The 12507-nt window shown below is 56.0% G+C and carries 13 protein-coding genes and 1 riboswitch; of the genes, 5 read left to right on the forward strand and 8 right to left on the reverse strand.

Going from position 1 to position 12507, the window contains the following annotated elements; translation table 11 throughout:
- Both PVA01S_RS21895 and PVA01S_RS21900 read left to right on the forward strand, forming a co-directional pair.
- Complete coding sequence (locus tag PVA01S_RS21895; protein ID WP_127609536.1) at window positions 1-2217, forward strand: M1 family metallopeptidase; 2217 nt, start codon at window positions 1-3, stop codon at window positions 2215-2217.
- Between the two features lie 15 nt (window positions 2218-2232).
- On the forward strand, window positions 2233-3042 hold the full coding sequence (locus PVA01S_RS21900) for a hypothetical protein (RefSeq protein ID WP_127609538.1): 810 nt from the start codon (window positions 2233-2235) through the stop codon (window positions 3040-3042).
- Between the two features lie 172 nt (window positions 3043-3214).
- Here PVA01S_RS21900 and PVA01S_RS21905 read toward each other — a convergent pair whose 3' ends face one another.
- From PVA01S_RS21905 to PVA01S_RS21915, 3 genes are all read right to left on the reverse strand, one after another.
- A complete protein-coding gene (locus tag PVA01S_RS21905) occupies window positions 3215-3910 on the reverse strand; it encodes a YceI family protein (RefSeq protein WP_127609540.1) in 696 nt (231 codons plus the stop codon).
- A 113-nt stretch (window positions 3911-4023) separates the two neighbouring features.
- A complete protein-coding gene (locus tag PVA01S_RS21910; RefSeq protein ID WP_164751931.1) occupies window positions 4024-4854 on the reverse strand; it encodes a M56 family metallopeptidase in 831 nt (276 codons plus the stop codon).
- A gap of 24 nt (window positions 4855-4878) precedes the next feature.
- Window positions 4879-5295 (reverse strand): BlaI/MecI/CopY family transcriptional regulator, encoded by a 417-nt coding sequence (locus PVA01S_RS21915; RefSeq protein WP_127609544.1) that lies wholly within the window; start codon window positions 5293-5295, stop codon window positions 4879-4881.
- A 353-nt stretch (window positions 5296-5648) separates the two neighbouring features.
- Window positions 5649-5786, forward strand: a riboswitch (cyclic di-AMP (ydaO/yuaA leader).
- Window positions 5787-5789: 3 nt separating this feature from the next.
- Here PVA01S_RS21915 and PVA01S_RS21920 point away from each other — a divergent pair.
- Window positions 5790-6260: a C40 family peptidase gene (locus PVA01S_RS21920; protein ID WP_127609546.1), complete on the forward strand. Its 471-nt coding sequence runs from the start codon at window positions 5790-5792 to the stop codon at window positions 6258-6260.
- Window positions 6261-6472: 212 nt separating this feature from the next.
- Here the strand turns inward: PVA01S_RS21920 and PVA01S_RS21925 are convergent, their stop codons facing one another.
- A complete protein-coding gene (locus PVA01S_RS21925) occupies window positions 6473-6832 on the reverse strand; it encodes a response regulator (RefSeq protein WP_054798318.1) in 360 nt (119 codons plus the stop codon).
- Window positions 6833-7101: 269 nt separating this feature from the next.
- Between PVA01S_RS21925 and PVA01S_RS21930 the strand changes: the two genes are divergently transcribed.
- Together PVA01S_RS21930 and PVA01S_RS21935 are read left to right on the forward strand one after the other, a co-directional pair.
- Window positions 7102-7818: a response regulator transcription factor gene (locus tag PVA01S_RS21930; protein ID WP_127609548.1), complete on the forward strand. Its 717-nt coding sequence runs from the start codon at window positions 7102-7104 to the stop codon at window positions 7816-7818.
- Window positions 7819-7861: 43 nt separating this feature from the next.
- A complete protein-coding gene (locus PVA01S_RS21935; RefSeq protein WP_127609550.1) occupies window positions 7862-8578 on the forward strand; it encodes a response regulator transcription factor in 717 nt (238 codons plus the stop codon).
- A gap of 20 nt (window positions 8579-8598) precedes the next feature.
- Here PVA01S_RS21935 and PVA01S_RS21940 read toward each other — a convergent pair whose 3' ends face one another.
- Genes PVA01S_RS21940 through PVA01S_RS21955 form a run of 4 tightly spaced genes read right to left on the reverse strand, consistent with a single transcriptional unit; the run spans window position 8599 to window position 12371 of the window.
- On the reverse strand, window positions 8599-10413 hold the full coding sequence (locus tag PVA01S_RS21940) for a SpoIIE family protein phosphatase (protein WP_127609552.1): 1815 nt from the start codon (window positions 10411-10413) through the stop codon (window positions 8599-8601).
- Window positions 10410-10808, reverse strand: a complete 399-nt coding sequence (locus PVA01S_RS21945; protein ID WP_218029656.1) for a DUF1987 domain-containing protein — start codon at window positions 10806-10808, stop codon at window positions 10410-10412. Before PVA01S_RS21945 ends, PVA01S_RS21940 begins: the two co-directional genes overlap by 4 nt.
- Before the next feature lies 1 nt (window position 10809).
- Window positions 10810-11355 (reverse strand): SiaB family protein kinase, encoded by a 546-nt coding sequence (locus PVA01S_RS21950; protein WP_054798321.1) that lies wholly within the window; start codon window positions 11353-11355, stop codon window positions 10810-10812.
- On the reverse strand, window positions 11352-12371 hold the full coding sequence (locus PVA01S_RS21955; RefSeq protein ID WP_127609554.1) for a sensor histidine kinase: 1020 nt from the start codon (window positions 12369-12371) through the stop codon (window positions 11352-11354). Before PVA01S_RS21955 ends, PVA01S_RS21950 begins: the two co-directional genes overlap by 4 nt.
- Window positions 12372-12507 lie beyond the last annotated feature (136 nt).

A 12507-nucleotide genomic window follows, 5' to 3' on the forward strand; every position in this document is an offset into this window, starting at 1 on the left:
ATGAGTAAACGACTCGGCAACCGACTTGCCATATGGGGCTGCGTGACGGTCCTCGCCTGCAGCAGCGCCCTGCTGCCAGGCGCGATTTTTTCGAACGAAATACGGACAGGCGATGCGGACGGAGGCTGGCAGCTGCCCTACAGCGCTGTCACTGCGGCTTCCGCCAGGCCGGACGCCTCTGCGCCGGGCCCTCTTGCCCTGAAGCCGACCCGCACCGCGGGCGAGCATGCGCACGCGGTGGTCGCGGCGCCGGCCTGGCCGTCCGCCCGGGGGCAAGCGGACGGCTCGTCCACCGGCTTATTCCTGCCTGGCAGCGAAGCGCTGCCGGTCAGCGGGCGGGTTACCGAACCTGCGGCGCCTCCGCCCGCGCCGCCGAGCTTGCCGGCGAGGCCGGTTGAGAAGCCTTCGCCCAGACCCTTGTCCAACCGCATCGTCGAATACCACCTGAACGCTGAGTTCGACGCCGAGGGCAAACTGATTCACGGCACCTCCTCCCTCACTTGGAAAAACCCCGGCAGTGTCCCGGTCCAGGATCTGTACTTCCACTTGTATCCGAATGCGTTCGAATCGAAAAAAACGACGTTCATGCAGGAGTCCGGCGGCAAGCTGCGCGAGGATGCAAGCACGGAAGACAACTACGGGAGCATGAAACTCATTTCCATTCAAATGCTGAACGGGAATGAAACGGAGCTGACCGACCGGATCGAGTACGTGCAGCCGGACGACGGCAACGTTCATGACCGGACGCTCGTGAAGGTGCCGCTGCCGAAGGCTGTCGCCCCGGGCGAGCAGGTGACGCTGCTCACCTCGTTCACGGTGCAGCTGCCGCAAGTGTTTGCGCGTATGGGGTACGCCGGCGACTTCATGATGGCGGGGCAGTGGTACCCGAAAATCGCCGTCTATGAGCCCAAAGGAACGCGCGGGCAAGCGGAAGAAGGCTGGAATTTGCACCAGTATCACGGGAACTCCGAGTTTTATGCCGACTTCGGCATCTACAATGTGAAGCTGCGCGTGCCGGTGGGCTATACCGTGGCGGCGAGCGGATTCCCGACCAAACCTGTTGTGAACGACGGCAAGACGCGGCTCTATACCTTCTACGCCGACGACGTTCACGATTTCGCCTGGGCCGCCTCACCGAACTTCGTCTACTTCGAGGAGCCTTATGCCACCAAGGATTTGCCTGGCGTCCGGATCAAGCTGTATCTCGATCCGAAGCACGAGCATCTGAAAGCGCGTTATATGACGGCCGCGAAAAAAGCGCTCGCCCGCTATTCGGAATGGTACGGCAGCTATCCTTACTCGACACTGTCCATTGTCGTGCCTCCGGAGAACGGCAACGGCGCCGGCGGTATGGAGTATCCGACGCTCGTCACCGCTTGGGGAGCAGGCGAAGACAACCCGAGCCTTGAGCTCGAACGCGTCATCGTTCATGAGATCGGGCATCAGTTTTTTTACGGCATGGTAGCCAGCAACGAATTCGAGGAAGCCTGGCTGGACGAAGGGTTCACGTCCTACGCCGAAGATAGGCTGATGGAGAAAGAGTACGGCGTGCGTTCGAACCGTCTCGTCGAATCGAGCTACATCACCGCCCCTGCTTCACTCAAGCTGAACGCCTGGAACTATGCGGGGCACGGCAACTACGCCGAGAATGTCTATACCCGGGCCAAGCTCGTGCTGAAGGCGATAGAAGGGCAAGCGGGCCAGGAGACGATGAATAAAATTATGCGGACGTACTTCCAGCGCTGGAAGTTCAAGCATCCGTCCACCGAAGATTTTCAACGCACCGTGGAAGATGTGACGAAATCGAGCTGGAAAGAATTTTTCGATCAATATGTGTACGGCGGCATGATGGCCAATTATGAAGTGGCGGGGATCCATACGAAGAAGATGACGGAGAACGGCCAAACGGTGTACGAGAACAGCGTCAAACTGCGCAAGCTCGGCGGCACCGTCCCGAGCGTCCCGGTTCGATTCCACTTTGCCGACGGCACGCAAATCGATAAGACATGGAACGGCTCTGAGAGCGAAATCATCTACAAGCTGACGCATGCCGCGCCGCTCGACTGGGCGGCGATCGATCCGCAGCATACGATCGTGCTGGAAAACAAGCGGATTAACGGCTTTATGAAGACGAACGTGGATACGAAGCTGTCCGTCCGCTGGAATATGGGCATCGTTAAAATACTGGAGACCTTGTTCGGCTGGGTCGCGTGGTGAGGAGGGTTCGTACACATGTGGAATCGCGTTAAATCGGGCTGGTCGATCGCCTGGGGGCAGCCGTTCGCCGTCTTCACCTTATTTGTATACCATCTGGCTTGGGGTATCGCCCTCTACAAGCTGGTCCAGTCGGTTGTGCTGCCCTTGCTTCACCGCTACCCGACGGAGCTGTCGAAGGAAGCCGTGCAGCTGTTCTGGATTGAAAGCCAATTCCAGCTGATGAAGACAAACCTGATCGAGCCCTTCCTCTGGTGGGGACTAGCGCTGCTTGCGCTTCGGATGCTGCTGCATCCGTTGCTGAATGCCGGTGTCTACTACTCGCTTCAGAACCGTGACATGAACGCCGGCTACCGGTTCGTGGAAGGCATCCGCAGGCTGACGCTGCCCTATTTCGGATTCTACGCCGCTCAACTGCTGCTGACGCTGGCTCCGCTCGTATGGCTCGTACCGCTGGCCACCGAGCTGTTCGGCTCGCAAGTGTCCTACTCGGGGCTTGTGCGCGCGCTGCTGCCTGTACTTTCGGCGTTCGCAGTCTACCTGCTGCTCATCCAGCTCGTCTTCATGTACCTGCAGATCGGCAAAGCAAGCGGACGTTCGATGCTGTTCACCTGCCTCTTTATCGTCCGCCACCTGCCGGCAATCGTACTGGCCGCGCTTACCGTGCTCGGTCTGGGGCTTCTGGCGACGGCGGCCGTGATGGCGGCGTCCTTCTTCTGGGCCGGCTTCCTGGCCCTGCTCGCCGTCCAGGTGTTCCGCCTGGCGCAAATGTTCTTTAAAGTATGGGCGATCGGCACGCAATTCGCGCTTTGGACGGAGAAAGCGTAGCGGCGTGCGCGACGCACGGCGAAGAGGCCAAGGACGCAGCAGCGGCCTTGGCCTCGCTGCGCGATATCTCCCGATATCGGCAGTGCGGCCCAGCCGTGCGTGCGGACCGCAGCCGCCAATGACCCCAGCGCCCATCCGCAAACCGCGCCTTCGCCCCGCGCTTCCCTATCCATTACCCCTGCGCCTTCTCGAGCACAAGCCGAAGCTGCACTTGGATGTCATTCTGCGTGTCGAGCGCCACGGTGTGCGGATTTTTCATGCCGAAATCGGCGAACGTCACGACCGTACTGCCTTCCAGCCTCAGCTGCCCTTGCTCATACAAGGCCTCGCTCCGGAACGTCACGTCCTTCTTCCTGTCCTTCACTTGCAGCGTACCGCTCATTTGAAAACCGACTTTCTCGCCTTCCTTCCATGCCTGCGGCAGCTGGTCGAACGACTTGGCGGTGAACACCGCTTCCGGGAACTGCGCTGTGTCGAAATAATCTTTGCTCTTAATATGGTTGTCGCGCTGCGGATTTCCCGACTGCAGCACACTCGTCTCGATTTTGCCTTCGGCCGTCGTCCTCGACGCATCGGCCGTGTTCAGCTCCCAGCTTCCCTGAGTCGGCGTCACGACAAAATTCACCGTCTCCTTCGACGTAGTAACGGAGAAATACACCTCCGATGCCGGCAGCACCGACCACTTCCCGTCGATCTGCTCCGCCTTGATGGCTTGTCCCGTCGCAGCGGCTCCGCCGACTGGCGCGGAGGCCGGAATGACCTCCTTCACCTCGATATGATTGCCGGCAAAATAATCGTACGCGCCATAGGCCCCGGCTAGTAACACAACTGCAACTCCTGCGGATAATGCGAGTGTTTTCGTTGTCATCAATACGCCTCCTTCAATTGTTAACACTACAATCCGTAGTGTAATTGTATAAAGAAAAATCCCTTAACGGGACCGATCCGCGATATGACTCGCTCAAACGCCACGGCTTCAACTTAAAGCAGCGACAAGAAAAACAAACCCGACAGGAAAACCACAACCGGCAGCGACACGATCGCCAGCTTTACCGGCAGTCCCAGCGAAGGCGCGCCTTGCGGATCGAGAATTTGCCGGATCCGGTAGTTAATCGAGGTATCTGCGAAAGAGACGTACGCGAAATCCATCGAAGCGGTCCGCTCCCTCTTCTTCATCAGCTTCAACAAGGCGCTCCCCAAGCTCGCCGGCGATCCCATGACCGCCATCGCCTCGCGATCGGCCAATATCTCCCGCGCAATCTTATAATGATGGTAACACCAGCGCAGAATCGGGATATAACGCATGACCGAACAAGCGAGGTGCAGCAAGAACGTCTTCAGCGGATCTCGATGATTCCGGTGATACTGCTCGTGGTACACGACCGCTTCCAGCTCATCGCGATCGAGCAGCTTCAGCAATCCGGTGGATAAGATGATCTTCGGCCGGAACAATCCGAGCGTCAGCGCGATCGGCTCCGCGCACGTGACGACCAGCAGGTCAGGCTTGTCCGCGCTGAACCGGGCATTCAGCTCCTGCGTCGACCGCTCATGCCGGGAAGCGAGCAGCTTCCGGTAGGCGCGCCTCGACAAGCAGACTTGCTTCGCCCAGATCCAGAGGCTTAAGCCGAACGTATAAGCGACCAGCACGCTAAGCAGCGGCGTCACCGAATCGAAGCCGAGCGCCTGCAGCAGACTGCTGCAAATTTCAAAGACGTTGAACCGAAGCGACCAGCCGAACAGAACATGAGCCGCATATAGCCCCATCTGGGCCCACACGATCAGCGCAAGGACGAACGCAGAAGCAAATAACATTCTAGACCGATTTTCCCACATGGCCTATCTTTCCTTTTTCAGGTCTTTAATTTTTTGTTCCAGCTTCTCGATCATCTCCGCATCGGCCTCTTCCAGCGCGTCGAGCATATGATTGACAACCAGCGGACCGAAATCTTCGAGCAGTTCGTGCGTAATTTCCCTCGATTGAATATCCAGAAAATGTTCTTTTGAATGCACCGGCTCGTACACCGACGCCCGCCCCGCCTGTTTCTTCGTGAGCACGCCTTTATCGACCAAGCGGTTCATCACGGTCATGACCGTATTGAAGTTCAAATGATCATCCTGCTGCTCCAGCTTCTTCTGGACTTCTTTAATGGACTGATTCGGATGCGCCCACAGGATGTCCAGCACTTTCGACTCCAGCGGTCCGAAGAACCGTTTCAAGCCCTTCTCATAAAACTTGAAGCTATGAATTTTCATTTGCCATGCACCCCACACTACAAATTGTAGTGAAGCTATAAAGCGTTGTCAAATCCTCTCAATGAATCCGGGTCTTATACAGCTTTGTGCCATGGTCCTGGGTACCGTACCGATACTATCGGCCGCCCTCGTATGCGCAATCGCGAGCTTTCGAGGCGTTCCGACAATCGTTCACGAAGCACGTGTAAAAATTACGGAAGGCCCGGCATCCGCATTTGTATGTATCCGCTTACAATGTCAATCTATCTAGTATACCCGCCCGGTTTCGTTTTAATCCCTGTATTTATTACAAGTTTGTGACAAAAGAAGGATATCGTCACTTTTGCTCGAATAACTGTACTTGGAAAATAAAACAGAAAATATTGCCGAATTTCTGCGCGCAGAAAACGGGGGAACCAGTTTTTGGGTGAATTGATCTCGCTTCAGAGTGATCATAGGGAACCTTCAACCGAACCCTTCAGCTAACCTCGTAGGCTCTGGAAGGGGAAACTTCTTTGAAGAAGCTTGTCAGTTTTGTTTTTTCCGCAGCACTGTTTTGCACGATTTCGGTAGGCAGCGTATTTGCTGAAACCCCATTAAGCGCAGCGGTTAACGAAGGTTTAGGCTCTCCTTACAAATGGGCGGGCACAACAACCAACGGCTTCGACTGCTCCGGCTTCACTTCTTGGGTGTTCGACAAACTCGGCGTCGACCTGCCGCACTCCTCCAAGGGCCAAGCCCAGCTCGGCACCACGGTGGAGAAGAACGACCTCCGTCCCGGCGATCTTGTCTTTTTCAACACGGACGGCAAAGGCATCTCTCATGTCGGCGTATACGTAGGAGACGGCAAATTTTATCACTCCGCCACGAACGAAGGCGTTGTGATCACGAAGATGACCGATTCTTATTATGCGAAGCGTTATGTAACGGCCCGTCGCATCCTTTCGGATGATCAATATGGGCAGGTTATGACCGACGCCAAGTAACCATCGCTAAGACGTAAACGATTCACTTGTCTGGAAAGCCCTCGGCTTGAACCGACGATCCCGCACCTGCGTGCCGGTCGATTACGGGACAAGCCGCCAGGGCTTTCTGTCTTTTTATTCCGGGAAGGAGCCGCAGCCGCGAAGCCGTGATCCAAACAGCGAAAAAAAAGCCGTTCTCCCCGTCGTTAGACGTGAAGAACGGCTCTTCTGGTTTAACCGAGCAAGCGATGCAGCGTGCTAATCACGCGTTCTTTCTGAATCGGCTTCACGATAAAATCTTTCGCGCCCAGGCTGATCGCTTCGATGACCAGCTTCTGCTGGCCCATTGCGGAGCACATCAGCACTTTGGCGTTGCGGTCGTACTTCATGATGTTTCGCAGCGCCTCGATACCGTCCATTTCGGGCATGGTGATGTCCATGGTAACCAAATCGGGCTTCAGCATCCAATATTTCTGGAGCGCCACAACGCCGTTCTCCGCTTCGCCGACGACCTCATGCCCCAGTTCTTTCAACATTCCACCGATGATCGCACGCATAAATGCCGCATCATCCACGACAAGCACCTTAGCCATTGGAATCGCCCCTTTTGTCCGAGTCTGCTGTACGCCGCTCTATGTTTTCAACCCAAATTTTCCAATTTTGTGATATACTCATATTATATAGGCTTCTAGACCTAATTCCGATTAAAATCCGACTAAAGTAGATCAATTCAGCTTTAACTCGTTCCTTTTTCCGATATATTTCAACAAAATTCGTAAAGCTCCGGAGAAGCAACGCTCGCAAGAAGCAGCCGGGGCCTTACCGTAGACAACAGAAGTCGAGCGAAGGGAGTAATCCGCACGTGGCTAACCGGAAGATCCTCATTGTGGAGGATGAGCCCGAGATTCGCAATTTACTTAACAACGCCCTTACGGATGACGGTTTCGACGTGTACGAAGCGACCGATATGCAAGAAGCGATTACGCAGTTCGACGCGGTCGAACCGGATTTGATTCTGCTGGACATCGGCCCCCCGGCAACCGCCGGCCTGGAGACGTGCGCGGAGCTCCGCAGCTATTCCAACGCCCCCATCGTGCTGATCAGCAGTCGAAGCGGCTCGAGCGACATTATTCAAGGATTAGAGCTTGGCGCCGACGATTATATCGTGAAGCCGTTCGACCCCGAGGTGCTCGTCGCCCGGGTGCACGCGAACTTGCGGCGCACCGCCATCTTTCGCAGAGATCGCAAGTGGGAGGCGAGTGCCCCCGCCAAGGATGGCGTCATTGCATACGCCGGTCTCGAGATCGACCCGGTCCGCTTTCAAGTGCTGCTGGACGGCAAGCCGATCGCGCTTGTGACCAAAGAGTTTCAGCTGCTCGTCCATCTCGCACGCAACCCCGGGACCGTCTATACGCTGGAAGAGCTGTATGCCTCGGTTTGGGGAATGGAAAGTCACGGGAATACGCGTACGGTCATTGTCCATCTCAGCAATCTGCGCAAGAAGCTGGAGCCTCTCCCTACAAGGCCGACCTACATTCACAATATTCGCGGAGTAGGCTATAAATTCGATCCCAAATAACCGGTAAAGTCCGTCCTTTCGGACGATGAGGAGATTCCATCTCATGGTGAACGAGAAAATTTTGATCGTCGAAGATACGGAAGACATTCGCGATATACTCAGGCTCTACTTAGAGCCGCAAGGCTTCCAGGTCATGGAGGCAGGCAGCGGGGGCGAAGGGCTGGAGCGCTTCGAGCGGGATTCGCCCGACTTGGTTCTGCTGGACATCGTGCTGCCCGATATGGACGGTTACGAGCTGTGCCGCCGCATCCGCAGCGTATCGAAAGTGCCGGTTGTGTTTATTAGCTGCAACACGTCTTCAAGCGATATCATTCGCGGCCTCGAGCTCGGAGGCGACGACTACATCGAGAAGCCGTTCGATCCGGCTGTCGTCGTGGCCCGCATTCATGCCAGTTTGCGGAGAGTTCCTATCGCCCGTAATCGGCCGGAGCCCAAGCCCTCTGGCTCTGTGCAGACACCGGACATCATCGTCGTCGGCGAATTAGAAATCGAACCGGCTCTTCTCCGAATCAGGACGGGAGGGAAGGAAGCGGCTTTGACCGTGAAGGAAATGCAGCTGCTCGTTCATTTAGCCGCTCATCCGAACCGCGTCTTCCCCCCCGACCAGCTGTATAAAGAGGTGTGGGGGAGCGACAGCATCGGGGATACGCGCACCGTCTTCGTCCACATCAGCAGCATCCGCAAAAAAATCGAGCCCGATCCGGCCAATCCGAATTATGTGCTGAACATTCGCGGCGCGGGGTACTTGTTTAAAGGTTAGCCGGGGGATGTTTATTCGTTCTACGAGGCTTGGAACGCCAACAGCGTAATATCGTCGCGCTGAGCCTCGTCGCCCATATAGGTTTGGAATTCGTGCCAGAACAGGTCTGCCTGTTCACGCAGCGGTGAATGCCCGTAACGGTCGAGCAGCTCGGTAAACCGGCGTTTGCCGAAGGCATACCCTTTCTCCCCGCCGCTTTGATCAAAGAAGCCGTCGGTTGCCATATAACACGACGTACCCGGCTGCAGGCGCAGCTCATGCGACACGAACGGGTACTCCATCGGCGTCCGGCGGTAGCCGATGCTCTTGCGTCCGCCTTCCAGCACGCGCGTCCCTTGGCGGTCATCCCTCAAATACAAGGAGCATTTGGCCCCGGCAAAGCGCAGCAGCGTCCGGTCCTCGCTCAAATAACAAATTCCGATATCGAGCCCGTCGTCGGTTAAGCCATTCGGTTCGGTTTGGTTCAACGTCTTCTTGATCAGACGATTCAATTCGCCCAGAACGCGGGCCGGCTCCTCCGCATATCCTTCCTCCGCGACGCGGTCCAGCAGTGAAATGGCGAGCATGGTCATGAGCGCCCCGGGTACGCCATGCCCCGTACAGTCGCCAATCGCGATAAGCGTCCCGCCGGGTAGCGGCTTCACCCAGTGAAAGTCCCCGCCGACACCGTCTCTCGGCTTGTAGATCAATACGTGCTCCTTCGTAGCCGTCGTCCATTCCTGCGGGCGCAGCAGCAGCGATTCCTGAATGCGCTTCGCGTAATCGATGCTATCCATCATTTTCTCATTCCGTTCCGCCAGCTCCTGCGTCCGCTCCTTCACCTTCCGCTCAAGCTGCTGATTCATCTGCAGCGCCCGCTCATACGGATTGGCCAACCGGTGGGAAACATAATAGAACAAGAACAGGATCAACACGAACGAGATCAGTGAAACAGCAACCGTGTTCAGCTTAATGCGGCTGAGGAACGACACCGTCTCCTGCCGTTCGATTTGGAACAGCAGCTGCATGTTGGTAGAGGTCAGCGGGTAGCTGATCAGATCGGTCAGCTCGCCGTCCGGGTTCTGGAATTCCAGCGTCTGCGATACCGGACTGGCCTGCTCCAGCAGCTGCGAGACGATGTTCCCGTCCAGGAACGATCCGATCTGCTTGCCGTAATCCGACGTCTCCGCCGCCAATACGATCTCGCCCTTCGGGTCGATCAGCCACAAGCGGCTTGTTTCGCCGTACTTGAACTGCTGGAACTCCTTGGCCAGGTCCTCCAGGCTAAGCCCGACGCCGACGACGGCGAGCGGCCGGTCGCCGTCCTTCACAAGCGCATTCGTAAATACGAACGTTTGCCCACGCTCTTTGTTGTAGTCCAGGTTGACCTGAATGTCCTGCTTGGACGCGAGGAAATCGAAGAACCACCGATCCGCCTGCTCGTTCGGGCTGACCGACCCGAGCAGCTTGCCGTTCTCGCCCCAATACTTGCTCGTGCCTGCGCTTACGATGAACGAATTGCTGTAGCCGAACTGCCGCACGAGCGTCGTTAACCGCTGCAGCGAGCGCTCCTGGTACTCGCCTGCAGCCTCTCCATCCTGCAGCCACCGCCGCACATCGGGGTCGGCGGCCAGCACGAACGACGTTTCCTTCGCCCGATCGATTCGACCGTCCACCTTGGCTGCCATCGCCTGCGCGATGCTCGGCAAATCCTTCTCCTTCAGCTTCTTCACGACGCCCGATTCGGTAAACATATACACGATGGCGCCGATCAGCAGCATGGAGAAGATGATGACCAGACTTGCAAATCCGATAATACGCAGCGTTCCTTTGTCGTAATATTTCACCAGGCTCACGCCTCTTCTCTTAGAATGATCTCGAACGGCAGGTTCAAATCTTCCTTGAATTCTTCGGCGCACTCCTGTTCGCTGTCATTATCCGGACTGCAGTACCAAGCCAGACGGATGTTCTTCCCGCCCCTGTAAGCTTCGTCGAATTTCTCCAGCAGCATCATGAAGCACTTGGTGCTGCTGGTATTGATATAAGGCAATCTGAGCTCCAGCAGTACGGACTCCTCCGCGCTCACCCGCTCTAAATACCGGTCTATCCATTGCATGAGCGGCTCGTAGAACTTGAATGCATTCTCCGGATACGATTGTCCGCTTATGACTAAATGGTTCGTCTCCGTATCGAACTGAACCGCCGGCGTACTTTTCGTCGATTCGATTTGCAGGCCCATCAAAGTATCCAACTCAAACCACCGCCTTTAAGGTAAAGAACGACACGTGCTCGTCTATCGGAATTATGGAATACTCGAGCGGGTGCTTCACTTTCCGCGACATCTCGATCAACCCGATGCCGGCACCGAGCGCGTCCGGGCTGACCGTCTCGCGAAGCTTCGCTTTGTACAGCTGTTTCAGCTCCGTCTTGTCGAGCGAAACGATTTGATCCAACGTCTTGCGCAAGCAGAGGACATCGTCATTGGCAAGCAGGTTGCCCGAATGAATCACATGATTGTGCTCCGTCTTGCCGATCGTCACGACACTGGAGGAGGCGATTCTCTCGCCATGCGGACTCTTTTCCTGATGGCTGCAGTAATTCTTAATGTTCTGCGTCTGCTCGATAAAAATAGAAAAGACGTCGTGAATTTCGCTCGTCGGCCGCTCCGCATGCTCCAGATATTTTTTGACAGCCGCCCCGTACTCTTCAATCAGTCCTTGCGTCAGCTTCCCGGAGAAGCTGATCAGGATGCGGTTGCTCTGCAAAAAGCGCTGCACTTCATACAATTGATTGTTCATGACAAGCCTCCTTTAATCATAGAACGCGTTTGCCCGTCGACGGACGTTACGGATTCGGCGGGGATCAGGAAGAAGAAGGTGCTGCCCTCTCCCGCCCGGCTCGTCACGCCGATTTCGCCGCCGTGCTTCTGGATAATTTCCTTAGTAATGGCCAGTCCTAAGCCGGTCCCCTCAATGCCGTTAGCGCTAGCCCGCTTGCTCCGGTAGAATCGCTCGAATACATGCGGCACCTCTTCTTCGGCGATACCGATACCGGAATCCGATACCTTCACGAACCAATGTCCGAGCAGCGCTCCCTCGTATTTCGGTTGAAACTCGCTGCACAGCCGGATGCTTCCGCCCGCTTGGGTAAATTTCATCGCGTTCCGCAGCAAATTTTCGAACACTTGATCCAGCCGCACCGGATCGCCCCATACGATAACCGGGTCTGCACCCTCCCCGGGCATCTCCATGTCAAACGCAATCCCGGCCCGCTCGCAATCCGGCATAAACTTCCGTTCCACCGCACGTACGAAAGCGCCGATCTCGATACGCTGATGCTCAAAGTGATTTTGATTCGCCTGGAACGTCGACAGCAGGAACAAGTCCTTGATGAGATGGTTCACTGTCAACACCCGGTCGTAAATAAGCCGCATGTATTTCTCTTCCGGTTGAATAACGCCGTCGAGCAGCGCCTTCACATACCCCTGCACAGCCACCATCGGCGTTCCCAGCTCATGGGAAATGTCTGCAATGAGCCGCTGCCGCAGCTTCTCCAGATGCTTGAGGCTTTCGTTCGCCGTCTGGATCTCCTGCTCTTGCTCCTTCAGCTTTTTTCCTTGGATATCGCTGATGCGCGAAAGCTTAATGGTCGTCTTGAGAAGCTTCTCGTATTGTCCCGCCAACTCTTGATGCAGCTTGTACAGCTCTTTGCCGGAAAGCGCACGATCCCTTACTACCTCTTTCGCTTCTTCTGCGAGCCGCAGCTCTTCGGCAAACAAACGACTATAGCTCGTATCCCGGTCTTTCTGGGACAATCGACTCACCCCGACTCTCGATTCTCGCCTTCCATCCCCTTCATTATAGCGAAGTTTCCCGAATATTCTGGAGGCGTCTTGGTAAAATATAGGTCAAAGACGATTAAGATTTTTTGATTTTACCGGTTTTTAGGAA

The organism is Paenibacillus validus NBRC 15382 (assembly GCF_004000985.1).
GTDB classification, from domain to species: domain Bacteria; phylum Bacillota; class Bacilli; order Paenibacillales; family NBRC-103111; genus Paenibacillus_G; species Paenibacillus_G validus.

Bases quoted from the DNA above. Each gene is read 5' to 3' on its own strand.
- PVA01S_RS21925 (WP_054798318.1), bottom strand. From the start codon at position 6,832: ATGGCTAAGGTGCTTGTCGTGGATGATGCGGCATTTATGCGTGCGATC.
- PVA01S_RS21905 (WP_127609540.1), bottom strand. From the start codon at position 3,910: ATGACAACGAAAACACTCGCATTATCCGCAGGAGTTGCAGTTGTGTTA.
- PVA01S_RS21900 (WP_127609538.1), top strand. From the start codon at position 2,233: ATGTGGAATCGCGTTAAATCGGGCTGGTCGATCGCCTGGGGGCAGCCG.
- PVA01S_RS21935 (WP_127609550.1), top strand. From the start codon at position 7,862: ATGGTGAACGAGAAAATTTTGATCGTCGAAGATACGGAAGACATTCGC.
- PVA01S_RS21895 (WP_127609536.1), top strand. From the start codon at position 1: ATGAGTAAACGACTCGGCAACCGACTTGCCATATGGGGCTGCGTGACG.
- PVA01S_RS21910 (WP_164751931.1), bottom strand. From the start codon at position 4,854: ATGTTATTTGCTTCTGCGTTCGTCCTTGCGCTGATCGTGTGGGCCCAG.
- PVA01S_RS21950 (WP_054798321.1), bottom strand. From the start codon at position 11,355: ATGAACAATCAATTGTATGAAGTGCAGCGCTTTTTGCAGAGCAACCGC.
- PVA01S_RS21915 (WP_127609544.1), bottom strand. From the start codon at position 5,295: ATGAAAATTCATAGCTTCAAGTTTTATGAGAAGGGCTTGAAACGGTTC.